The sequence below is a fragment of the Enterobacter sp. JBIWA003 genome, assembly GCF_019968825.1.
In the GTDB taxonomy this organism is placed as follows: domain Bacteria; phylum Pseudomonadota; class Gammaproteobacteria; order Enterobacterales; family Enterobacteriaceae; genus Enterobacter; species Enterobacter quasiroggenkampii.
On record NZ_CP074170.1, the window covers coordinates 2,373,776 to 2,395,417 of the forward strand.

General features: G+C 57.2%; 20 protein-coding genes and 1 pseudogene. 8 read left to right on the forward strand and 13 right to left on the reverse strand.

The genetic code is table 11. The features are described 5' to 3' along the window. Positions 1-28: 28 nt before the first annotated feature. Both KGP25_RS11375 and KGP25_RS11380 read left to right on the forward strand, forming a co-directional pair. Positions 29-1,147, forward strand: a pseudogene (locus KGP25_RS11375) (S-(hydroxymethyl)glutathione dehydrogenase/class III alcohol dehydrogenase). 160 nt (positions 1,148-1,307) lie between these two features. Beyond that, positions 1,308-2,999 (forward strand): methyl-accepting chemotaxis protein, encoded by a 1,692-nt coding sequence (locus tag KGP25_RS11380; RefSeq protein ID WP_223540475.1) that lies wholly within the window; start codon positions 1,308-1,310, stop codon positions 2,997-2,999. Between the two features lie 89 nt (positions 3,000-3,088). Here the strand turns inward: KGP25_RS11380 and KGP25_RS11385 are convergent, their stop codons facing one another. The 4 genes from KGP25_RS11385 to KGP25_RS11400 form a co-directional block, all read right to left on the reverse strand. After that, entirely contained in the window at positions 3,089-5,470 is a 2,382-nt protein-coding gene (locus tag KGP25_RS11385; protein ID WP_126533904.1) for a glucose/quinate/shikimate family membrane-bound PQQ-dependent dehydrogenase, read from the reverse strand. 254 nt (positions 5,471-5,724) lie between these two features. Beyond that, the gene (locus tag KGP25_RS11390) at positions 5,725-6,648 is read right to left on the reverse strand and encodes a LysR substrate-binding domain-containing protein (RefSeq protein WP_045910501.1); all 924 of its coding nucleotides are present in this window, start codon (positions 6,646-6,648) and stop codon (positions 5,725-5,727) included. Positions 6,649-6,829: 181 nt separating this feature from the next. Continuing rightward, positions 6,830-7,714, reverse strand: coding sequence for an SDR family oxidoreductase (locus tag KGP25_RS11395; protein WP_126533903.1), 885 nt, complete (start codon positions 7,712-7,714; stop codon positions 6,830-6,832). Between the two features lie 64 nt (positions 7,715-7,778). Further along, positions 7,779-8,168 carry a YdeI family stress tolerance OB fold protein gene (locus tag KGP25_RS11400; RefSeq protein WP_045910503.1) on the reverse strand — a complete coding sequence of 130 codons (390 nt, stop codon included), beginning with the start codon at positions 8,166-8,168 and terminating at the stop codon, positions 7,779-7,781. Between the two features lie 138 nt (positions 8,169-8,306). On the opposite strand from KGP25_RS11400, the gene KGP25_RS11405 reads away from it, so the two are divergent. The 4 genes from KGP25_RS11405 to KGP25_RS11420 are packed head-to-tail and all read left to right on the forward strand — an operon-like array spanning position 8,307 to position 10,800. Further along, complete coding sequence (locus tag KGP25_RS11405) at positions 8,307-8,810, forward strand: hypothetical protein (RefSeq protein ID WP_048030755.1); 504 nt, start codon at positions 8,307-8,309, stop codon at positions 8,808-8,810. A gap of 9 nt (positions 8,811-8,819) precedes the next feature. After that, positions 8,820-9,266 carry a YetF domain-containing protein gene (locus KGP25_RS11410; RefSeq protein ID WP_008502280.1) on the forward strand — a complete coding sequence of 149 codons (447 nt, stop codon included), beginning with the start codon at positions 8,820-8,822 and terminating at the stop codon, positions 9,264-9,266. Positions 9,267-9,277: 11 nt separating this feature from the next. Next, complete coding sequence (locus KGP25_RS11415) at positions 9,278-9,796, forward strand: 2-oxo-tetronate isomerase (RefSeq protein ID WP_223540476.1); 519 nt, start codon at positions 9,278-9,280, stop codon at positions 9,794-9,796. Between the two features lie 17 nt (positions 9,797-9,813). Continuing rightward, positions 9,814-10,800, forward strand: a complete 987-nt coding sequence (locus tag KGP25_RS11420) for an SDR family oxidoreductase (protein WP_196364597.1) — start codon at positions 9,814-9,816, stop codon at positions 10,798-10,800. Here KGP25_RS11420 and KGP25_RS11425 read toward each other — a convergent pair whose 3' ends face one another. The 8 genes from KGP25_RS11425 to KGP25_RS11460 form a co-directional block, all read right to left on the reverse strand. Further along, the gene (locus tag KGP25_RS11425; protein WP_223540477.1) at positions 10,801-12,426 is read right to left on the reverse strand and encodes an alpha-amylase family protein; all 1,626 of its coding nucleotides are present in this window, start codon (positions 12,424-12,426) and stop codon (positions 10,801-10,803) included. An 8-nt stretch (positions 12,427-12,434) separates the two neighbouring features. Then, positions 12,435-13,445 carry a cytochrome d ubiquinol oxidase subunit II gene (gene cydB / locus KGP25_RS11430; RefSeq protein ID WP_048030525.1) on the reverse strand — a complete coding sequence of 337 codons (1,011 nt, stop codon included), beginning with the start codon at positions 13,443-13,445 and terminating at the stop codon, positions 12,435-12,437. Beyond that, a complete protein-coding gene (locus KGP25_RS11435; RefSeq protein ID WP_223540478.1) occupies positions 13,445-14,848 on the reverse strand; it encodes a cytochrome ubiquinol oxidase subunit I in 1,404 nt (467 codons plus the stop codon). The genes cydB and KGP25_RS11435 overlap by 1 nt, the downstream gene beginning before the upstream one ends. Positions 14,849-14,915: 67 nt before the next feature. Further along, positions 14,916-15,788 carry a manganese catalase family protein gene (locus tag KGP25_RS11440; RefSeq protein WP_008502274.1) on the reverse strand — a complete coding sequence of 291 codons (873 nt, stop codon included), beginning with the start codon at positions 15,786-15,788 and terminating at the stop codon, positions 14,916-14,918. Between the two features lie 17 nt (positions 15,789-15,805). Further along, entirely contained in the window at positions 15,806-16,312 is a 507-nt protein-coding gene (locus tag KGP25_RS11445) for a ferritin-like domain-containing protein (protein ID WP_014883791.1), read from the reverse strand. A gap of 25 nt (positions 16,313-16,337) precedes the next feature. Beyond that, a complete protein-coding gene (locus KGP25_RS11450) occupies positions 16,338-16,541 on the reverse strand; it encodes a hypothetical protein (protein WP_013096662.1) in 204 nt (67 codons plus the stop codon). Positions 16,542-16,564: 23 nt separating this feature from the next. After that, positions 16,565-17,059 (reverse strand): ferritin-like domain-containing protein, encoded by a 495-nt coding sequence (locus tag KGP25_RS11455; RefSeq protein WP_023311678.1) that lies wholly within the window; start codon positions 17,057-17,059, stop codon positions 16,565-16,567. A 94-nt stretch (positions 17,060-17,153) separates the two neighbouring features. Further along, positions 17,154-17,339: a general stress protein gene (locus tag KGP25_RS11460; RefSeq protein WP_004150795.1), complete on the reverse strand. Its 186-nt coding sequence runs from the start codon at positions 17,337-17,339 to the stop codon at positions 17,154-17,156. A 527-nt stretch (positions 17,340-17,866) separates the two neighbouring features. Here KGP25_RS11460 and KGP25_RS11465 point away from each other — a divergent pair. Together KGP25_RS11465 and KGP25_RS11470 are read left to right on the forward strand one after the other, a co-directional pair. After that, the gene (locus KGP25_RS11465) at positions 17,867-19,210 is read left to right on the forward strand and encodes a VOC family protein (RefSeq protein ID WP_223540479.1); all 1,344 of its coding nucleotides are present in this window, start codon (positions 17,867-17,869) and stop codon (positions 19,208-19,210) included. Between the two features lie 43 nt (positions 19,211-19,253). Then, positions 19,254-20,759, forward strand: a complete 1,506-nt coding sequence (locus KGP25_RS11470) for a carboxylesterase/lipase family protein (RefSeq protein ID WP_223540480.1) — start codon at positions 19,254-19,256, stop codon at positions 20,757-20,759. On the opposite strand, the gene KGP25_RS11475 is transcribed toward KGP25_RS11470, so the two are convergent. Next, entirely contained in the window at positions 20,746-21,588 is an 843-nt protein-coding gene (locus KGP25_RS11475; protein WP_063621593.1) for a LysR family transcriptional regulator, read from the reverse strand. The two genes, KGP25_RS11470 and KGP25_RS11475, sit on opposite strands and share 14 nt — an antisense overlap. Positions 21,589-21,642: the final 54 nt, after the last annotated feature.

Genomic DNA, 21,642 nt, shown 5'->3' on the forward strand with positions numbered 1-21,642 from the left:
CACATACCTGACAAAAAAGGGAAGGCATATGAAATCTCGCGCTGCAGTTGCATTTGGCCCCGGCCAGCCGCTCAAAATCGTTGAAATTGACGTGGCACCGCCGAAGAAAGGCGAAGTGCTGATCAAAATCACCCATACCGGCGTGTGCCATACCGATGCGTTTACGCTCTCGGGCGATGACCCGGAAGGCGTCTTCCCGGCAGTGCTCGGTCATGAAGGCGGCGGGATTGTGGTGGAAGTGGGCGAAGGCGTGACCAGCCTGAAGCCGGGCGATCACGTGATCCCGCTGTACACCGCGGAATGCGGCGAATGCAAGTTCTGTAAATCCGGCAAAACTAACCTCTGCCAGGCGGTTCGAGCCACCCAGGGGAAAGGGCTGATGCCGGACGGGACGACCCGTTTCTCTTACAACGGCGAGCCGGTTTATCACTACATGGGCACCAGCACCTTCAGCGAATACACCGTTTGCGCGGAGATCTCGCTGGCGAAGGTGAACCCGCAGGCGCCGCTGGACAAAGTCTGCCTGCTGGGCTGCGGCGTGACCACCGGTATTGGCGCGGTGCATAACACGGCAAAAGTCAAAGAGGGCGATACCGTGGCGGTGTTCGGTCTCGGCGGCATTGGTCTGGCGGTGATTCAGGGCGCGGTGCAGGCGAAGGCCGGTCGTATCATCGCGGTCGACACTAACCCGGAGTAATTCAGGCTGGCGGGTGAAATGGGCGCGACCGATTTCGTGAACCCGAAAGATCACGAGAAGCCGATTCAGGACGTTATTGTTGAGATGACCGACGGCGGCGTGGACTTCAGCTTTGAGTGTATCGGCAACGTGAACGTGATGCGTTCCGCACTGGAGTGCTGCCACAAAGGCTGGGGCGAGAGCATCATCATTGGCGTGGCCGGAGCGGGTCAGGAGATTAAAACCCGTCCATTCCAGCTGGTCACCGGGCGCGTATGGCGCGGTTCCGCGTTTGGCGGGGTGAAGGGGCGTACCCAGCTTCCGGGTATGGTTGAAGATGCCATGGTCGGCAAGATTCAGCTCGATCCGTTCATTACCCATCGCTTACCGCTGGAGCAGATCAACGAGGCGTTTGATCTGATGCACGAAGGAAAATCCATCCGTACCGTTATCCATTTCGGCGACAAGTAACTCTTCTGCCAGCGGTTTTTCGCCGCTGGCATTTCTTTAATAATCTTCTCTAAAGTGTGACCAGTGCGGCGTTTTTAGCCGTAATCTAAATCTCTGCCGTGCCGATGACTATTTAACAGGCGTGTTTTTACGCATCTTACCTACAAGAGAGTCGACGGTCATGGACAACACTACTTCGATGCTGGCGCAGCGCAAGCTGGGCTTCTTGCATCACATCAGGCTGGTTCCGCTGTTTTCCTCCATTCTCGGTGGCATTATTCTTCTGTTTGCCTTGAGCTCGGGTCTTGCGGGTTATTTCCTGCTGCAGGCCGATAACGATCAGCAGGATGTCACAGCTGAAATTCAGGTGCGGATGGGGCTGTCGAACAGCTCAAACCATCTGCGAACCGCGCGTATCAATCTGATCCACGCCGGTGCGGCAAGCCGTATCGCGGAGATGGACGCCATGAAGCAGAACATCAGCGAGGCGGAAACACGCATTAAGCAGTCCCAGGAGAGCTTTACCGCCTACATGAATCGTGCCGTGCGCACCGCCGAGGGCGCAGCGCTGGACGCGGATCTCAAGGCGCGTTACGACGCCTATATCGCTGGCATGCAGCCGATGGTCAAATTCGCCAAAAACGGCATGTTCGAAGCGATCATCAATCACGAAAACGAAACGGCGCGTCCGCTGGATGACGCTTATAACGCCGTACTGCTGAAGGCGATTAAGATCCGTACCGACCGTGCCAATGCGCTGACGGCGCAGGCGCACAGCCGCACGCAGCTGGGCCTGATGTTTATGGTGGGCGCGTTTGCGCTGGCGCTGGTGCTGACGGCGATGACCTTTGTCGTGCTGCGCCGCACGGTAATCAATCCGCTGCAGCGGGCAGCGAAACGTATCGAGAATATCGCTAAGGGCGACCTGACGATGCCGGACGACGTGGCGGGGCGCAGCGAAATTGGTCGCCTGACGCGCGATCTGCAAACCATGCAGCACTCGCTTGAAAACACCGTGGGCACCGTACGTCAGGGGGCGGAGGAAATCTACCGTGGCACCAGCGAAATTTCTGCCGGTAACACCGATCTCTCGTCCCGCACCGAGCAGCAGGCTGCCGCCATCGAGCAAACCGCCGCGAGCATGGAACAGCTGACCGCGACGGTGAAGCAGAACGCCGATAACGCCCATCATGCCAGCAAGCTGGCGGAAGATGCTTCCGGCAAAGCGACCCGCGGCGGCCAGATGGTCTCCGGCGTGGTGAAAACCATGGGCAATATCTCCAGCAGCTCGAAGAAGATCTCTGAAATCACCGCCGTGATTAACAGCATTGCCTTCCAGACCAATATCCTGGCGCTTAACGCGGCGGTAGAAGCGGCCCGTGCGGGTGAACAGGGGCGCGGATTTGCCGTGGTGGCAAGTGAAGTGCGCACTCTGGCAAGCCGCAGTGCGAATGCCGCAAAAGAGATCGAAAGCCTGATCAACGAATCGGTATCGCTGATCGACCAGGGCTCCGGCGAGGTTGTGGCCGCCGGTAACACCATGAATGAGATTGTCGACGCGGTGAAACGCGTTACCGACATCATGCTGGAGATCGCCGCGGCGTCCGATGAGCAGAGCCGCGGTATTGTGCAGGTGAGCCAGGCGATTTCTGAGATGGATAAAGTGACCCAGCAGAACGCCTCGCTGGTGGAAGAAGCTTCCGCGGCGGCGGCGTCTCTGGAAGAACAGGGCGCGCGTCTGACCGAGGCGGTTGGCGCGTTTCGGTTGAATAGCGCAAAGCAGGGCCGCGTGGTGACGGCTGCGCCGGTGCCGCAGAACGTACCTTTACGCCCGGCGGCGACGGTTTCCGGGGATAACTGGGAGACGTTCTGAGTGGCGTGTTGCGTCGGGTGGCGCTTCGCTTACCCGACCTACAAAAACTGACCTACAAAAAAGGGACCTTTCGGTCCCTTTTTCACATCTTATTTCTTATCAGGTAATGCGTACGCGATAACGTAATCACCGCGGTCCGGCGACTGGCGGGCGCCCCCGGCGTTAATGATGATGTACTGCTTACCGGTTTTCGGGGACACGTAGGTCATCGGGCCGGATTGGCTGCCAACCGGCAGGCGGTCTTTCCAGATCTCTTTCCCGGTGGCGGTATCAAACGCGCGCAGGTAGAAATCCTGGGTACCGGCAAAGAACAGCAGACCGGACTGGGTAGAGAGCGACGCGCCAAGGGTCGGCATACCGATTGGGATTGGCATGTGCATGCGAATGCCCAGCGGGCCGGTATCTTCCACCGTGCCGACAGGAACCTGCCACACCAGCTTGCCGGTTTTCAGGTCGACGGCTGACATGGTGCCAAACGGCGGCTTCTGGCACGGAATACCCAGCGGTGACAGGAAGCGTTCACGCATCGCGCCGAACGGCGTGCCGTCCATTGGAACAATCCCCATCTCGATGCCGCTGGCATTTTTCGCCACGTTCGCGCGCGGCACCATATAGTTCGCCAGCCCCAGGCGCATATCGTTGACGAACATCAGGCTGTTGTTCGGGTCAACCGAGACGCTGCCCCAGTTCATCCCGCCGAGTGAGCCAGGGAACTGCAGGGAACGGTCGAGACCAGGCGGGGTAAAGACGCCCTGATGACGCATCTCTTTAAACTGAATACGGCACAGCAGCAGGTCAACAGGCGTGGCGCCCCACATGTCGGACTCGGTCAGCGTCTGGTTGCCAATCATCGGCATGCCAACGGAGTACGGCTGGGTTGGGGAGTAGCGTTCACCTTCAACGTTGCCCGCCGGGACAGGGCGTTCCTCTACCTTCGCCACCGGCTTACCGGTTTCGCGGTTAAGCATGAAGATCATGCCCTGCTTGCTGGTCTGCACCAGCACCGGCGTGGTGCCGCCCTTACCGTCAGGCAGGTCGTACAGCAGCGGCTGGGAAGGCAGGTCGAAGTCCCACAGGTCGTGGTGGGTGGTCTGGAAATGCCAGCGGACCTGGCCGGTGGCCGCGTCGACGGCGACGATGGAGGAACTGTACTTATCGTCCAGCGCGGTACGCTCGCCCGCCCAGAAGTCTGGCGTGGCGTTGCCGGTTGGCAGGTAGATCAGGTTCAGTTTGGCGTCGTAAGACATCGCAGACCAGACGTTCGGCGTACCGCGGGTGTAGGTCTGGCCTTCTGGCGGCAGGCCGGTCAGGTTCGGATTACCCGGATCCCACGCCCAGGCCAGTTTACCGGTGTGAACGTCGTAGGCGCGCACCACGCCCGGCGGTTCACCGGTAGAGTAGTTATCCGCGACGCGACCGCCGACGACGACAACGTTCCCGGCAACCAGCGGCGTGGAGGTTTGCTGATAATATCCGGGCTTGATCTCGCCCATGCCGACGCTCAGATCCACGATGCCATGGTCGCCAAAGTCGTCGCAGACCTTGCCGTTATCCGCGTTGATGGCAATCAGACGGGCATCGGTGGTGGGCAGGAACAGGCGGCGAGGGCATGCCGCTGGCGATGTTCCGGTCTGTGACGCCGTCACGTTTGCATGATCTTCAAAGTAGCCCAGGCCGCGGCAGCGCTGCCAGTTCGGCGCGGTGGCTTTCGAATCATAACGCCATTTTTCTTTACCGGAATCCACATCCAGCGCCAGCACTTTACTGTACGGCGTACAGACATACAGCGTGTCGCCAATCTGCAGAGGGGTGTTCTGATCTTCCGCACCCGAGCCGTTGCTCTGCGGAATATCGCCGGTGTGCGCAACCCACGCGACTTTCAGCGAGTTGACGTTTTGCTTGTTAATCTGGTCCAGCGCGGCGAAACGGTCGCCGTGGGTGGTGTTGCCCCAGTGTTCCCAGTTCTTTTGCTGCTCGCCGGGTGCAACGGGTTTCACCGGAACGGGCTCGTTCGCTGCAACGAGGGTTTGCGGCTTAAACATCCAGCCCAGGCTGACCAGCATGGCCACCGCCAGCAGGGCCGCGACGCCAAAGGCGGGCGCCTTGTTCGGGGCAGTGTGGTTTGCTGCGCGCAGGAAGGGCCAGACGATGGCGCACAGGAACGCCAGCACGGCAAAGGTAAACAGGCGGGAGAAGAGCGGCCAGAAATCCCAGCCTGCATCGCTTACCGCCCAGAACAGCGAGGCAATAAACGCGATGCCGTAAAGCAGGATCCCGCTGGTGCGGTTGAGGAAAATCAGGATCGCGGCAATCACCATTACCACGCCCATTATCAGGAAGTAACTACTTCCGCCCACGGTGGCGAGCTTTAAGCCCAACCCGCCGACGGCCAGACCGATGAGCATCATCAGTCCGGCAAGAAGCCACTGCAGAATACGAGGTATCCCGCGCGGCGCGCTGCCAAATGCCATTTCTGTCTCCTTAGATCCCCCGCCGTGTCGGGTATGTACCAGTTGGGTAATAAATGCGGTGGGATTGATGGTTAATACCGGTGAATTCGTTTCTGTCAAATAATTAGCGAACCATTTGGTGAATTCGCCGCTATGATAAAACTGTTAAATTGTTTTACGCAATTGTTAATGATTTATTCCGCATTATTTGATTAACGCACAGGACAGCCCCCTCGACCCTGAGGGGAGAGGGTTAGGGGGAGGGCAAAAAGGTTTTAGACCGGCATCGATTTGCGGATGGCGCTCAGCAGCGTCTGCGCGCCTGTGGAAAGTGGAGTATCTACCCGGGTCAAAATACCAATAGGTTCACCGGCGCCGGGGGCCGTTACCGGGAGAGCGGTCAGCGTGCCCTGGCGCAAATCATCTTTCACCGCCCCGGAGGGAACGAACCAGACGTAGTCATAGTCGAGCGTGAGCTGGCGTGAAAGCGAGGCCGACAGCGTTTCGATGCACCCTGAGGGCAGCGTACACCCCTGCATTTGCAGCAAGGTTTCGGCGGTCTGACGTGGGACGGTCCCTTTCGGGCACACCACCACCGGCCACTCCATCACGCGGCTTAACGTCACCGTGTCCTGCAGCAGAGGGTGATCGGGACGAACCACCAGCTTCAGGGATTCCAGGAACAGCAGTTCGTAATTGAGACCCCCCATCAGTTCAGGGTCGGACATGCGGCCGATACCGATATCCAGCTCGCCCGATTTCAGCCCCGCGAGCAGCATGGTGTTATTCATGGTGGCAACCTGGATCGTGGTATGCCGTTGCTGCTTGTGGAACTGGCCAATCACCGGCGGAAGAATGCCGAGCGCGGCGGTAGGCAGGGCCCCGACGCGGACGACCTCGCTGCTGTGCTCTTCTTTTCGATGCAGGGACTGGCCTGCGGTATTGAGCGCATCCAGCACCTTAACGGCGTGCGTCAGGAACTGTTCGCCCACGATGGTAAGCTGCGCGCCCAGCCGACCGCGGTCAAAAAGACGGGCGCCGGTCAGCTGTTCCAGCTCGTTGAGGGTTTTCGAGAGCGCAGGCTGGCTCAGGTTAAGAGTTTCAGCCGCACGCCCCAGCGTTCCCTGTTGAGCGACGGCCACAAATGTATGCAAATGGCGCAAGCGTATGCGCTGACTGAACAGACCATTTTTTTCCATAGGCGATGTTAAAAACAGAGCGATGCGGGTGACAAGTTAAGTTGTTTAATTTTGATAACCTGATAGCAAAATATTTTTAACATTTGATCTGTTTGAGTTACAACATGTTTTTCGGCAGGGGAATAAGAGCGAACATCCTTGTTCATTTATTGCTCATTGCTGAGGGGAAAGGGTTATGCGGTTAGATTACCCCGTCACCGCCGTCAGAACACCACACCTGGCCGGACGTAAATGAACATTCATCCGAGGCCAGCGTGACGTACAGCGGGGCAATCTCGACGGGCTGACCCGGACGTCCCAGCGGCGTATCTCCGCCAAACTCCTTCACTTTTTCCATCGGCTGGCCGCCGCTGGACTGCAGCACCGTCCAGTAGGGACCGGGAGCGACCGCGTTGACGCGAATGCCTTTCGGACCCAGCTGCTTGGCTAAGGATTTGGTAAATACCGCCAGACAGGCTTTCGTCTGAGCGTAGTCCAGCAGCACCGGGCTGGGCTTCACCGCCTGAACAGAGGAGGTATTAATGATCACGGACGAGGCTTTCAGGTGGCGCAGAGCCGCCTTCGTGATCCAGAAAGGCGCGTACACGTTAGTTTTAAACGTCGCGTCAAAATCTTCGGTGGTCAGCTCTTCAAGCGATTCACGGAACTGCTGGCGACCGGCGTTGTTAATCAGAATATCCAGCCCGCCCAGCTTCGAGACGGCTTCTTCGACCAGGTCCTGGCAGAAGGTTTCGTCCCGGACGTCCCCCGGCAGCGCGACGGCGTTCCGCCCTTCGGCTTTGATCAGGTCGATAACCTCGGCGGCGTCTTTTTCCTCTTCAGGCAGGTAGTTAATGGCCACGTCCGCGCCTTCACGGGCATAGGCGATGGCTACAGCGCGACCGATACCCGAGTCACCGCCGGTGATCAGCGCTTTTTTGCCCGCCAGGCGGCCATGCCCTTTATAGCTGGTTTCCCCGTGGTCGGGTACGGGTTGCATTTCGGATGCCAGTCCCGGTGGCGTTTGTGGCTGTTCCGGGAACGGGGGCTGCGGGTAAGCGTTCGTACGTTGTTTAGTATCACTCATAGCTGACTCCTTAAGCCAAGGGGTGAGATTTGATGGATAACTGCAGCGTTAACGCTTCGCTGAATTATTTCTGCAAACGATCAACACGGACGACGGCAGGGGATGATTTTTTATCAAGCGAACCGTTGATACTGATCATCTGGTCGGGTTTTACCGTTCTGCCGTCGAAGACTGCCTGGGGAATAATAACGTCGATTTTTCCGGTTTTATCCTGAAATACAAACTTATCGCCGCTACCATCAATAAGATTACCGCGTAATGAAATGGTCGCACCGTCGTGCAGTTGTTTTGCCTGATCGATGGTCATAATACGCGCATCATCGGTTCCGCGATATCCGCTATCCAGCGCATGGGGTGGCGGCGGAGCTTCACCTTTTTGTAACCCGCCGTTATTATCTGCGAAGGCGGCCGGAACCAGAAATATCATAAAAGCGGAAATAAGCGATAATTTCATCGGATATCCTTCATTTTGGGTGTCTTGACTTATTAAGTATTGTTGCTATTTCTTTATGTGGCAAATGTGATAAGTCCTAAAAACATTCGCGTGAAAAATCAAACTTATCGGATAATAAGCGAAACGGTGACGATGACCATGAAGCGTGAAAATGAAAAGTTGCCCGGGATAGATGAGAGTTATCGCTTGCTGACGTTTGAATACGCGTTTCGTCAGGTGGGTTTTATTGTTCTGCTGGCTATTATCATCGCCGCTATCGCCGGTCTGTTTTCAAGCGGGTGGGTCAGCGATACGGTTAAAACCAATTCCGCTAAATCACTGACCATAAGCTATGAACGGTTTGGCCGCCGGGAGACGGAGACGCGAATGGAGCTGTCGTTCCCGGTGCGAACAGAGGGAAAGTATGTTCTCAGCATGGCCAGCGAGAGCAGCGATGTTTACGAGCCTGGCAGCGTCTGGCCGCAGCCGGACAGCATGTTCAGCCGTGGCAAGACCCTCTATTTTGTCTATAACAACCTGAAAAAGTCAGACCGCTTCGCGGTGTTACTTTTCACCACGCCTTCGAGAGCCGGTAAATGGAACACGACCGTTCGTGTAAACAACGAACCGGAGATAACCCTCTGGCAATTTATTTACCCCTAGGAGGCTGATATGGATATGGTCTTTCGTGCGCTGGCGATTTATCTGTTCCTCGTGGTGGTATTTAAAGTGGCCGGGCGGCGTGCGCTGCTACAGATGACCAGCTTCGATCTCATTCTGCTCCTGATAATTAGTGAAGCTACGCAGCAGGCGCTTCTCGGACAAGATTTTTCCGTCACCGGTGCGATGATTACGATTACCACTCTGGTGGTGGTGGATATTATTTTTGGCCTTATGAAGAAGTATTTTTCCCCGGTGGAGAATATTCTGGACGGCACTCCCGTGATTCTGGTGGAAAACGGCGTACCCCTGGCGGATAAACTCAAAAAGGTCGATGTCTCTTGCGATGATATTCTGGTGTCAGCGCGTCAAAATAATGGTATTACCGAAATAAGCCAAATTAAATATGCCATACTTGAGCGCAATGGACATATTTCAATCATTCCTTTCGAGAAATAAGAGGCGAAAAGATGAGCAATCTTTTTCACGACAACAATTATACCGTGGGTGAACTGACGAAAAAACTGGCGAGCAAATTAACCGATCTCGGGCTTCGCTTAACCACGGCGGAATCCTGCACCGGCGGAAAGCTCTCGGTAGCACTTTGCGCCGAAGAGAACACGGCCGATTTTTATGATGTTGGCCTGGTCGTATTCAGCGACGAAGCCAAAGCGCGGATCCTCGGCGTTCGTCCTGAGACGCTCGCGCGCTATACCGCCGTCAGTGAGCAGACGGTGACCGAGATGGCCGCCAGCATCCGCGACATCGCCAAGGCGGATATCAGTATCGCCATCAGCGGCTATGCTGGCCCGGAAGGGGGCGACGATGGCACGGCGGCGGGGACCGTCTGCTTTGCGTGGAACATCCAGGGCGAGACGCAAACCCGCACCGTACTTTTCTCCGGCGACTGTCAGGACGTGGTGGAAAAAGCGGTGCATTTTTCGCTAGCCGAGCTGGTGACAGCATTGTCGGACGGGCATAACGGTTGATTTCACGTGGAGGTTCTATGGCTGTCATAGTAATTACCGGTGGGACGGCGGGCGTGGGAAAAGCCACGGCGCTGCACTTTGCAAAAGCAGGTTACGATGTCGGCCTCATCGCCCGCGATGAGGCAAGCCTGCACTCCACCCAGGAAGAGTTGCGCCGCTTCGGCGTAAATGCACACGCCGTGCAGGCTGACGTCGCCGACAGTCAGGCGGTGGTGGACGCGGCTAACGACATTGAGTATCGCCTCGGTGCGATTGATGTCTGGGTTAACAATGCCATGGGGGCTGTGCTGGCGCCGTTTCGCACCCTTACGCCGGACGAGTTTCGTCGCGTGACTGAGGTGACGTACCTCGGCTACGTGAACGGTACCCGCGCGGCGCTCGAGCTTATGGTTCCGCGCGACAGGGGGGTGATTATCCAGGTAGGGTCCGCGCTGGCCTACCGTTCCATTCCCCTGCAGTCCGCCTACTGCGGGGCCAAAGCGGCGATCCGCGGGTTTACCGACGCGGTACGTACCGAGTTGATGCATGAGAACAGCCGGGTTCAGCTTTCGATGGTGCAGATGCCGGGGCTTAACACGCCGCAGTTTGAATGGGCAAGGAACAAGTTCGCGTGGGCGATGCGTCCGGTACCGCCGGTGTTCGAGCCTGAAGTCGCCGCCAGCGCCATCTTCAGGGTGGCGCAAAAGCCGGTGCGTGAGCTGTGGGTAGGCAGCAGCACCATCCAGTCGATTGTCGGGCAGTTCCTCTTCCCGGGGTTTCTGGACCGGCTGATGGTGAAGAAAGCTTGGGAAGGTCAGATGACGGACGATCTGAACGCGCCGGACCGCCGGGATTATCTCGACCAGCCGGTTAACGACCTGCACAGAATCCATGGCCGTTTCACTGACGAAGCGAAAACCCGCGCGACGTCCGTGACCTCCGGTATGCCGGGCAAAGTGGCGTTAGGAGGGCTGGCGTTGGCGGGGATTGTATTAACGCGTTTGCTCACCCGCCGGAAACCGTAATCAGCGCAGCGCGCTGCGGTGCGTCCAGAACCAGCGATAGCCGTAGCCGCCAAGGCTGAGCTCGACGGTTTTACCGCAAACCAGCGCGTCATCGTAGCGTTTGTCCGCAAGACAGGCGGTCCAGGTGGCGTTGCGGATCCCCTTGACGGTGAACCGTACCGGCTGGTCGCTGAAGTTAACAAAGGTCAGGATGCTGCGTTCTTCGGTCTCGTAATAGATCCCCAGCACCGCGTCACTATCGATCGTGAGGAGCCGAAAGGGCGCAACGGCGATTTCGGGGAACTCCGAGCGGGTATTGGTGATATCAATGATCCGGTGCAGAAGCGAGTTGCGGTGGAGCAGCGAATCGGCGACGTTGATTTTCTGATAGCGATAAGGGCCGCGGTCGATAATCGGCGCGATAAATTTTTCCGGGTCGGCTGCCGAAAAACCGCCGCCTTGCGATCCCGCCCACTGCATCGGCGTGCGGACGGCGTAGCGCTCCTCCAGATCGAGGTCATCCCCCATGCCGATCTCATCGCCATAGCGCATCACCGGAACGCCAGGCAGGGAAAAGAGTACCGCGTGGCAGAACGCCAGCCGCTTCAGATCGCCGTTGAGCATCGGGGACAGGCGACGGCGGATCCCGCGCTGGTAGACGTTCATCTCGTCGTCAGGGGCGAAGGTATCGAGGACAAACTGTTTGTCTTTCTGGCTGATGCCCTCCAGATCCAGTTCGTCGTGATTGCGCAGCCAGTTGGCAAAACAGCATGAATCGGGCGGGACGATCATCTTCTTCACCGCGTTGCGCAGCGGACGGGCGCTTTTGCGGGCCAGGCTGACGTAAAAATACTTGTTGAGCCAGAAATTGAGCACCAGATTCAGGCGGTCATTATTGCCAAAGTAGTCCTGATAGGCCTCCACCTCGACGTCCACTTCACCCAGCAGGATCGCCTCCGGATTATGCTCCTCAATAAGACGGCGCATATGCTCGAGGATCCACAGACCCTTTTTTTCATTACCGTTTCCCGCCTGCGTGGTCAGGTGGGAGGCGGCATCCAGGCGGAACCCCGATACGCCCAGCTTGAGCCAGAAGAGGATGATGTTCTCAATCTCTTTCAGCACCGCGGGTGAGGTCAGGTTCAGGTCCGGTTCATGGCGATAGAACATGTGCCGGTAGTATTGTCCCGCCTCGTCGTCCCAGCTCCAGATGCTCTCCTCCACGCCGGGAAACATCGGGGGCGTATCGTCCTCGTCAGTATCTGACCAGAGGTAGTAATCCCGGTAGGGTGACGCCGGGTTACGGCGGGCCTGCTGGAACCAGGGGTGCGCGTCGGAGGTGTGCTGGATCAGCAGCTCAATAATGACCTGCATGCCCAGCTCGCGGGCCTGTTCGATAAGGGCGATGATATCGGCCAGCTTTCCGAAGCGGGGGTCCACCTGAAGATGGTCGCTGACGTCATAGCCTTCATCGAGAAAGGGGGTGAGATAAAACGGGGTGATCCAGATAACCGTCGCCCCCATCCGGCGAATGTAGCGCAGCTTGGCCGCTATCCCGGCGATGTCCCCGCAGCCATCGCCGTTCAAATCATAAAAGAGTGCGGTATCAATCTGGTAAATAATGGCCCGTGTATGCCAGTCCGTCATAGCGTTCCTCAGTGATAGCCTTCAGTATCCGAGACCTTGCCCCGGAAAACGTAGTAGCTCCAGGCGGTGTACACCAGGATCACCGGAATAATCAGTAACGTCCCAACCAGCATAAACAGCTGGCTGGCAGGCGGGGCTGCGGCCTCCCACAGGGTGATGCGCGGCGGAATAATATTTGGCCAGAGGCTGATGCCTAGCCCGCTAAACCCGAGGAAAATCAGCCCCAGCGTCAGCAGGAAAGGGCGAGAGTGGCTGTCCGGATTGCGGGTCAGGCGCCAGATCAGCACGCTGAAGATACCGACCAGCAGAGGAACCGGCAGGAACCAGAAGAAGTTGGGCAGGGTAAACCAGCGGTCGGCGACGTACTGCCAGCCGAGCGGCGTCCAGACGCTGACTACCGCGATAACCACCATCAGGGCCAGCAGCACGTGGCGGGTCAGCTCGCGCATGCGTTGTTGCAGCGCGCCTTCGCTTTTCATAATGAGCCAGGTGGTGCCCAGCAGCGTGTAAGCGACGACCAGACCGATGCCGCAGAAGAGGTTGAAAGGCGTGAGCCAGTCCAGCGCCGAGCCGACAAAACGTCGGCCCTCCACGTCAAAGCCGTTGATCACCGCCCCCACCACCACGCCCTGGCTAAAGGTGGCGAGCAGGGAGCCGCCGGCAAAGGAGTAGTCCCAGAACCGGCGGTGTGAGGGGGTGGCTTTGAAGCGGAACTCAAAGGCGACGCCGCGAAAAATGAGACCGATCAGCATTGCGGTGAGGGGGATCGTCAGCGCATCAATAATCACCGCGTAGGCCAGCGGAAACGCGCCGAACAGCCCCGCACCGCCGAGCACCAGCCAGGTCTCGTTGCCGTCCCAGACGGGCGCTACGCTGTTGACCATCACATCGCGCTCTTTCGCATCGCCCACAAAGTTAAACAGCAGGCCAATGCCCAGATCGAAGCCATCCATAATGATGTACATCAGCGTGGCAAACACGATAATGGCAAACCAAATCACTGAGATATCGACGCCCATCAGATTCTCTCCTCTTCCGGAACAGACTCCGCGGCAGACAGCGGACGGGCAGGCGTGCCCGAGGTGTTTGACGTCAGCGTCTCGACGGGCTGAGGTCCTTTCTTAATCAGCCGGATGAGATAAACATAGCCCACGCCAAATACGGATGAGTAGACAACGAAGAACGCCAGCAGGCTGATGCTCATCTGCAGGGTGCTATGCAGCGATACCGCGTCGATGGTGCGTAGGTAGCCATAGACGACCCACGGCTGACGCCCCACTTCGGTGGTCACCCATCCGGCGAGCAGCGCCAGCAGCCCGGCCGGCCCCATGCAGAGGGCAAACCACTGGAACGGACGCGACTGGTAAAGTCGATGGCGATAGCGTAGCCAGAGGCTGACAAGACCGAGAGTAATCATCAGCAGTCCCATCCCGACCATCACGCGGAACGACCAGAAAACGATGGTCGAGTTTGGGCGATCCTCTTTCGGGAAGTCTTTCAGCGCCGGGACCTGCTTGTCCAGACTGTGCGTCAGGATCAGGCTGCCGAGCGCGGGGATCTCCAGGCCGTATTTGGTGCGCTCTTCCTCCATATCCGGCAGACCAAACAGCAGCAGCGGGGTGGCCTCACCGGGGGGATTTTCCCAGTGGCCCTCAATGGCGGCAATTTTTGCTGGCTGATGTTCAAGCGTGTTCAGGCCGTGCATATCGCCCACCACCGCCTGAATGGGCGCGACCAGCAGCGCCATCCACATCGCCATCGAAAACATGGTGCGAACGGCGGGCGTATCGTTACCGCGCAGCAGATGCCATGCCCCCGATGCTCCGACAAACAGCGCGCTGCTCAGAAACGCGGCGATAGCCATATGAATAAGACGGTAAGGGAAGGAAGGGTTAAAGACGATGGCCAGCCAGTCCTGCGGGATCACCTGGCCGTTCTCGATAGTAAAACCCTGTGGCGTGTGCATCCAGCTGTTGGAGGCGAGGATCCAGAAGGTCGACATCAGCGTGCCGAGCGCCACCATGCAGGTCGAAAAGAAGTGCAGCCCCGGGCCGACCTTGTTCCAGCCGAACATCATGACGCCGAGGAATCCGGCCTCCAGGAAGAAGGCGGTTAACACCTCATAGGTCAGAAGCGGGCCGGTAATGCTGCCCGCGAACTGGGAGAACCCGCTCCAGTTGGTGCCAAACTGATACGCCATCACCAGCCCGGAAACGACGCCCATGCCGAAGTTAACGGCAAATATCTTGAGCCAGAAGTGGTACAACGATCGCCAGACGTCGTTTTTGGTGCGCAGCCACATGCCCTCCAGCACCACCAGGTAGCTGGCGAGACCGATGGTGATCGCGGGAAACAGGATGTGGAACGAGACGGTAAAAGCGAACTGAATTCTGGCCAGATGAAACGCATCGAGTTCGAACATGGTCCGTACCTCTGAGACGATGGGGCACGCGAATTGCCGGGCAGTTCAGGCCTGCCCGGCAAACCGATTACGGTTTAGTCTTTCCGGCACCCAGCTCGGCACCGGTCAGCGGGTCGGAATGTGGATCGGATTTCGTGCGGGCAGACATCGCCTTGACCAGGGTTGCCTGCTCGGTTGTGAGCGTGACGCTGGCACTGCCATCGCCGCCATCCACCGCAGGCTGGGGGGACTCAACGTAATCGAAGTGTTTATCGCTGTTCCAGCTTCCGCGAACCTCTCCACCTTCAGACATATTGTAGTACTTGTTGGTGAATTCCTCGATTGGCGGCAGTTTTCCCGGCGGGAAATTATTACGGATGGACTGCAGCGCCTTCTCAAAGGAGAGCTGATGCGCCGCCTCACGCGTCATCAGAAACGCCAGGGCATCTTTAACGCCGGGATCGTCAGTCACGTTGATCAGCCGTTCATAGATGATTTTGGCTCTGGCCTCGGCCGCCACGTTTGAGCGCAGGTCCGCCGTCGGCTCGCCAATGGTGTCGACGTAGGCCGCCGTCCACGGCACGCCCGCCGAGTTGGTGAGCGGGGTACCGCCGCCGTAGAGCAGGGAGGTGATGTGGCTGTCATTGCCGTTTTCGGTCATGGAGCGATACAGCTCGGCCTCATTTTCCACCCCTTCCGCCAGCGCGCCCTTGGCACCTTTATTCAGCATACCGACCAGGGTACCGATGATTTCGAGATGGCTTAACTCCTCGGTCGCGATATCCATCAGCATATCCTTGCGGCCCGGATCGTCATCGCTCAACCCTTGCGTAAAGTAGCGGCAGGCGGCGGCCAGTTCACCCTGCGGTCCGCCAAATTGTTCCAGTAAAAGGTTGGCCAGGCCGGGATTCGGTTCGGCGACGCGAACCGTGTATTGCAGCTGTTTGACGTGTCGAAACATAGGCACTCTCCTGTGGATTATTTTTTCGCTTCGACACCCGATGCGTCTGAGCGCAGCAGGAACTGTTCCGTCGTTTGCGGGATATGGCGAATCAGCCAGTCGGCCATTTCGCGCTCTTCTGCGAGGATCGTCTCAATAGCGGGTATCGAAGCGGTGTCCCCGGCTTTTTTGGCCGCTGCCAGCAGGGAGGTATAGCAGGCGATTTCAAACTGTTCGAAAACATATCCGCTGATCGAGCCCTTCACGATTTCGTCTGAAGGGAACATGCCGCCGATGGATTGCCCCAGCGCCGCCATTTTGCTCATCGAGTCTTTTAAGACCGAACGAGAAATATCATTACGGTCGAGGATTTCCTCCAGCAATGTGATTTGCCGTTTTGTCTCATTAATATGCTGTTCAATTCTGGCGCGAACATCAGGATAATTATCGATACGGCTGGCCATGGATTCCAGCATAGATTCGGCTTGCTTTTCCATCGCATGGGCATCGCGTAGCCAGTCATGGTAATGTTCTACGTGATTCATCATTGTATCCTCATTAGGGGTTCGCTTATTTGGTCTCACTTTCAGCAGCCTGATCGGCACGTGCAGCACTGTAGCCAGATAAATGGCCGACAATATTGGCATAGATACTGATGATAATGACCCATAGCACGCTGTTCTTCCACCATATTACGGAAGGGATAGCGAGTATGAACCATATTATAGCTGCCGTTAAATGGCACCGTTTAATTGTCCTGGGACTGATGCTCATTTTATTTAACCTGTGTTATTGCGTCATTTCTGCGCTTTTTGGTTAATATTTCCAACGGCCAGGTCGGTGAGTTTAAGGTCGGTCTCTTTTTCTTCTTCCAGCGTTTCGGCAAGAAGTTTAACGGCTTTTTTATAGCCCAGTTGTTCTGCTAATGTGGCAAGGGTACCGTAGCTGGCTATTTCGTAATGCTCAACTTTTTGTGCAGCAGCAATTAACGCGGCATCACGCACTTCATTTTTTTCCGTGCTTTCGATGACTTCGTTGGCTTCTTCAATTAAGCCTTCCATCGCCACGCATTTCATGCGTTTGATCTTAATACCGTCTTCCTGCTCGACGATCTGGTCGATACGCTCAATCTGACCCTGCGTTTCTTCAAGGTGTGCGGTAAAGGCGGCACTCAGCTTCTCGCTGGAGGCGGCACGAGCAAGTTTACTTAACGCTCGGGTAAGCTGCTTTTCTGCGCTGTAGGTATCCGATAGAAGATGAATAAATACATCCTCAACACTTTTCATATTCATAATAATTACGCTCCGGTAAAATAATGAAAGGGTACTGCGAGCTTTTCAGCCCGCAGCATGCTCTCTGGTTTTATTAAAAGAGTACTAAATAAGATCAGGAGTTATCAGACTTACGGCCTCCGCCGTGACTGTTCTGTCCCCCTTTCTTACCCGCTTCAGATGCGCGTTGCGGATCGTTTTTAAAATTACCACCGCTGTGCTGGCCACCTTTACGTCCAGCTTCTGATGCTTTTTCACGGTCTTCAGCGAAATTACCGGAACCACCACGATGCTCTGCCATATTAAACCTCATAGTCATATATTGGTTATGTCAGTACGATACGAAAATATTCCGTATCACTCGTCGTTCGAGTAATAACTCTAGTCGCTGTGCGTCATCCGTCAAATGCGTTTTGCTATTTGCGGCTGCGTTATTTTTAAATATTTGTAAATTTACGCTTCGCTTGAAATGGAAATATGGATAGGCAGGAAGGACTTGTAAACAACCATTCAGATTAATCCTAACTTAGAGCTAAAAATTTGAAAGGTGAGGATAAAAATAATGGCGAACTCAAATTGGTTGATTTGTAGTCAGGGGAAAATAAAAAATACTCCTTTATAGCTAGAAAGCGAAACCCTAAATAATTATAAGGAAAATCCTGGATAAAAGCGTTCAGGTCGAAAGGGCGGTTTCGTTCGGACCTGTTCAGGGGCTAGTAGCACACGGTTTGACCACTGTCGTCTTAAGATCACAAATCAGAAATTCTTCCCCCCGGAAGGAACGGGTTTCTCTACACTCCAGGTAATATTCACTGGAGGCATGACATCATGGCGAACACCATCACGGCTGATGACATTCGGGAACACTTTTCGCAGGCTATGTCGGCGATGTACCAGCAGGAAGTTCCGCAGTACGGCACCTTGCTCGAACTGGTTGCGGACGTAAACCTGGCGGTGCTGGAAAATAACCCACTATTACATGAACAACTGGCAAACGCCGATGAGCTTGCGCGCCTGAACGTGGAGCGTCACGGGGCGATCCGCGTTGGCACAGCACATGAACTTTCAACCCTGCGTCGTATGTTTGCCATTATGGGGATGTACCCGGTCAGCTATTACGATCTCTCCCAGGCGGGGGTGCCGGTCCACTCAACGGCGTTTCGCCCGATCGATGATGCGGCGCTGTGCCGTAATCCGTTCCGTATCTTTACGTCGCTGCTGCGCCTTGAGCTGATTGACAACGTCGCGCTGCGCGAACGGGCGGCGGAAATCCTCTCTCACCGGAACATCTTTACCCCGCGCTGCCTGGCGCTGCTCGATCTGTATGAATCTGAGGGGCAGTTTACTGACGAACAGGCGCACGAATTTGTGCAGGAAGCGCTGGAAACCTTCCGCTGGCACCGTCATGCGACGGTCGATCAGGAAACCAATCAGGCGCTGCATAACGAGCATCGCCTGATTGCCGACGTGGTCTGCTTCCCGGGCTGCCATATTAACCACCTCACGCCGCGCACGCTGGATATTGACCGGGTGCAGGAGCTGATGCCGAAGTACGGTATCGAGCCGAAAATTTTGATTGAAGGCCCGCCGCGTCGCGAGGTGCCCGTCCTGCTGCGTCAAACCAGCTTTAAAGCCCTGGAAGAGCCGGTGCTGTTTGCCGGGGAACATAAGGGCACCCACACTGCGCGCTTCGGTGAGATTGAGCAGCGCGGCGTGGCGCTGACCCCGAAAGGGCGTGAACTGTACGATAGCCTGCTTTCCCAGGCCGGTACCGGCAAAGATAACCTGACGCATCAGCTGCATCTGCGGGAGATCTTTAGCGCCTTCCCGGACAGTGAACTGCTAATGCGCCGTCAGGAGCTGGCGTATTTCCGCTACCGTCTGACGCCAGCGGGTGAAGCGCATCGCCATGCGTTCCGGCCGGGAGACGATCCGCAGCCGCTAATAGAGCGCGGATGGGTGGTCGCCCAGCCGATCACCTACGAAGATTTCCTCCCGGTCAGCGCCGCGGGGATTTTCCAGTCCAATCTCGGGAATGAAACCCAGGCCCGTAGCCACGGCAACGCCAGCCGCGATGCGTTTGAAGACGCGCTGGGCTGCCCGGTGTATGACGAGTTCACGCTCTACCAGGAGGCAGAAACCCGCAGCAAACAGCGTTGCGGTTTGCTCTGAAATCGTTACTCTGCTGGGGTGTGATGGAAAAAATAAGGTCGTTATGCAAAATCCTTCCGCCCCTGTGGTTGAAACGCGCCAGGGCGCACTGTCTGGTTTAACCGATGAAAATGTCCACGTCTGGTGCGGCATTCCCTACGCCGCACCGCCCGTGGGCGAGTGGCGCTGGCGCTCCCCGCGGCCCCCTGAGCCGTGGGATGGCGTTCGCCAGGCTACTACCTTTTCGGCCTCAAGCTGGCAAAGCAGCGAATATTGTCAGGAGCTGGGCGGGGGCGATCCCGGTCAGTTCTCGGAAGACTGTCTTTATCTGAACGTCTGGTCCCCCAAAGAGCGCGCCGGGACGCTTCCGGTTATGGTCTGGCTGCACGGGGGCGGGTTTACGATTGGTGCAGGCGGCCTGCCGCCTTATAACGGCAAAGCGCTGGCGACACGCGGGGTGGTTGTGGTCACGATCAACTACCGTCTCGGCCATCTCGGCTTTTTCGCTCATCCCGCGCTGGAAGGCGAGGAAGATCGCGTGGTGCATAATTTTGCCCTGCTGGATCAGATCGCGGCCCTCGAATGGGTTAGGGACAATATCGCCGCATTTGGTGGCGACCCTGCTAACGTGACCCTGTTTGGCGAATCCGCCGGTGCGCGCAGCGTGCTCTCTCTGCTGGCATCACCCCTGGCGGCTGGCTTGTTCCACAAGGCGATTGTGCAAAGCGGGTATACCTTGCCGGACACGCCGCGTGAACAGGCGCAGCAAAAAGGGGAGGCGCTGGCCGCCCATTTTGGCCTGGAGAAGGAGACTGCTGAGCAGCTGCGCGCCATTCCGCCGGACGCGTTCTGGCCGTTAACCGCGCCGCTGAACGTCGCCCCGGCGCCCATCGTCGGGGACTGCGTTCTGCCCGAAGCGATGCTGGACGTCTTTTTCGCTGCCCGCCAGCATCCCGTACCGGTGATGATTGGGTCGAACAGCGATGAGGCCAGCGTGATGGCGGTGTTTGGCATCGATCTCGCCGGGCAAATCCAGAAGCTCCGCCGGGAGCGACGCTTCGGGCTGGGGCTGATTAAGCTGCTCTATCCGGGCGTCAAAGGCGATGAGGAGTTGGGCAGGCAGGTGTGCCGCGACATGGCGTTCACCACGATGGGCTACGTCGTGATGCAGGCGCAGCAGCGCGTCTGCGGACTGTGCTGGCGATACTGGTTTGACTATGTCGCGGAAGCGGAACATGCCACCTATATCAACGGCACCTGGCACGGCAATGAGGTGCCCTACGTCTTCGATACCCTCGGCCAGGTGGAGCCTTCACGCCAGTATGTCAACGAACGGGATTTACAGTTTGCTGCCCACGTGGCCGATTACTGGGTGAGCTTTGCGCGAGACGCAGGGCCTCGTGAGATCCTGCCAGGGCCGACGCACTGGCCCGCATGCCGAAAAGGGCGGGATGTTTTGTTACGCATTGGCGTGAATAAACATGCAGGTTTCCGGCTTGAAAACCGCTTTATGCGCGCCCGCATGAGCCTCTTCAAACGGGTAATGAAGCACCACGTCAGCCTCGATTAAGCAAACAGGCGCGAAACGCCGCCAGTCCATTTTCCTCCCCTGGCGTTTCGCGCAGCACCAGCCGGTAGCTCGCGCCGGTTTTTATGCTGGTTTCATAAGGCCTCATCAGTCTTCCCGCGCGGACATCTTCGGCCACCAGCGTTTCGTCGGCAATGGCCACGCCCAGCCCCTGAATGGCGGCCGTGATGGCGAGATCCATCGTGTCGAAGTGTTGATTTTTGTGCATGGCAAAGCCCGGACCTTCCTGTTTCGTCAGCCACAGCGACCAGTCTGTCTTATCCCTTGTTGGGTGCAGGAACGTCAGCGATCCCAGCGCTGCACCCGCCCGTACCGGGCTTATCACCGGGGTGAGCGCCTCTTCGAACAGCAGGTCGCCTGCGCTCATGTGCGTACCGAACACGATGGCCGCGTCGTAAGATTCGGTTTTGAAGTTGACGTTGTGATCGGTGGTGGTGGTCAGGGCGATCTGCAGATCCGGCTGCTCACGCTCCACCTCCAGCAGGCGCGGCACCAGCCAGCGCATGGCACAGGTGGGCGCCTTGAGCCGGATCACGGTCTGCTGGCTGCGGGCCTGGTCGGCCACGGTCAGCAAGTGTTCGAAAGCAGACTGCAGTTCCGGGAGCAGGGCGCTGCCCTGCGAGGAGAGACGCAGGCCGCGCGCGTGGCGTTCAAAAAGCGGAAAGCCAAACCACGCTTCGAGGGAGGCTATCTTGCGGCTCACGGCCCCCTGCGTCAGGCAAAGTTCTGCGGCAGCATGGGTCAGATTCAGGTGACGCGCGGTGACTAAAAATGCGTCGATGGCATTAAGCGGGAGCGAACGGCGCGACATGGAAACACCTCAGCTATGCATTTTTCTCATGGCTATTATGACAACAATTCGATT

Bases quoted from the DNA above. Each gene is read 5' to 3' on its own strand.
- KGP25_RS11380 (WP_223540475.1), top strand. From the start codon at position 1,308: ATGGACAACACTACTTCGATGCTGGCGCAGCGCAAGCTGGGCTTCTTG.
- KGP25_RS11420 (WP_196364597.1), top strand. From the start codon at position 9,814: ATGGCTGTCATAGTAATTACCGGTGGGACGGCGGGCGTGGGAAAAGCC.
- KGP25_RS11455 (WP_023311678.1), bottom strand. From the start codon at position 17,059: ATGAATATGAAAAGTGTTGAGGATGTATTTATTCATCTTCTATCGGAT.
- KGP25_RS11470 (WP_223540480.1), top strand. From the start codon at position 19,254: ATGCAAAATCCTTCCGCCCCTGTGGTTGAAACGCGCCAGGGCGCACTG.
- KGP25_RS11415 (WP_223540476.1), top strand. From the start codon at position 9,278: ATGAGCAATCTTTTTCACGACAACAATTATACCGTGGGTGAACTGACG.
- KGP25_RS11440 (WP_008502274.1), bottom strand. From the start codon at position 15,788: ATGTTTCGACACGTCAAACAGCTGCAATACACGGTTCGCGTCGCCGAA.
- KGP25_RS11445 (WP_014883791.1), bottom strand. From the start codon at position 16,312: ATGAATCACGTAGAACATTACCATGACTGGCTACGCGATGCCCATGCG.
- KGP25_RS11460 (WP_004150795.1), bottom strand. From the start codon at position 17,339: ATGGCAGAGCATCGTGGTGGTTCCGGTAATTTCGCTGAAGACCGTGAA.
- KGP25_RS11400 (WP_045910503.1), bottom strand. From the start codon at position 8,168: ATGAAATTATCGCTTATTTCCGCTTTTATGATATTTCTGGTTCCGGCC.
- KGP25_RS11390 (WP_045910501.1), bottom strand. From the start codon at position 6,648: ATGGAAAAAAATGGTCTGTTCAGTCAGCGCATACGCTTGCGCCATTTG.
- KGP25_RS11410 (WP_008502280.1), top strand. From the start codon at position 8,820: ATGGATATGGTCTTTCGTGCGCTGGCGATTTATCTGTTCCTCGTGGTG.
- KGP25_RS11405 (WP_048030755.1), top strand. From the start codon at position 8,307: ATGAAGCGTGAAAATGAAAAGTTGCCCGGGATAGATGAGAGTTATCGC.
- KGP25_RS11450 (WP_013096662.1), bottom strand. From the start codon at position 16,541: ATGAGCATCAGTCCCAGGACAATTAAACGGTGCCATTTAACGGCAGCT.
- KGP25_RS11435 (WP_223540478.1), bottom strand. From the start codon at position 14,848: ATGTTCGAACTCGATGCGTTTCATCTGGCCAGAATTCAGTTCGCTTTT.
- KGP25_RS11465 (WP_223540479.1), top strand. From the start codon at position 17,867: ATGGCGAACACCATCACGGCTGATGACATTCGGGAACACTTTTCGCAG.
- KGP25_RS11425 (WP_223540477.1), bottom strand. From the start codon at position 12,426: ATGACGGACTGGCATACACGGGCCATTATTTACCAGATTGATACCGCA.
- KGP25_RS11385 (WP_126533904.1), bottom strand. From the start codon at position 5,470: ATGGCATTTGGCAGCGCGCCGCGCGGGATACCTCGTATTCTGCAGTGG.
- KGP25_RS11395 (WP_126533903.1), bottom strand. From the start codon at position 7,714: ATGAGTGATACTAAACAACGTACGAACGCTTACCCGCAGCCCCCGTTC.
- KGP25_RS11475 (WP_063621593.1), bottom strand. From the start codon at position 21,588: ATGTCGCGCCGTTCGCTCCCGCTTAATGCCATCGACGCATTTTTAGTC.
- cydB (WP_048030525.1), bottom strand. From the start codon at position 13,445: ATGGGCGTCGATATCTCAGTGATTTGGTTTGCCATTATCGTGTTTGCC.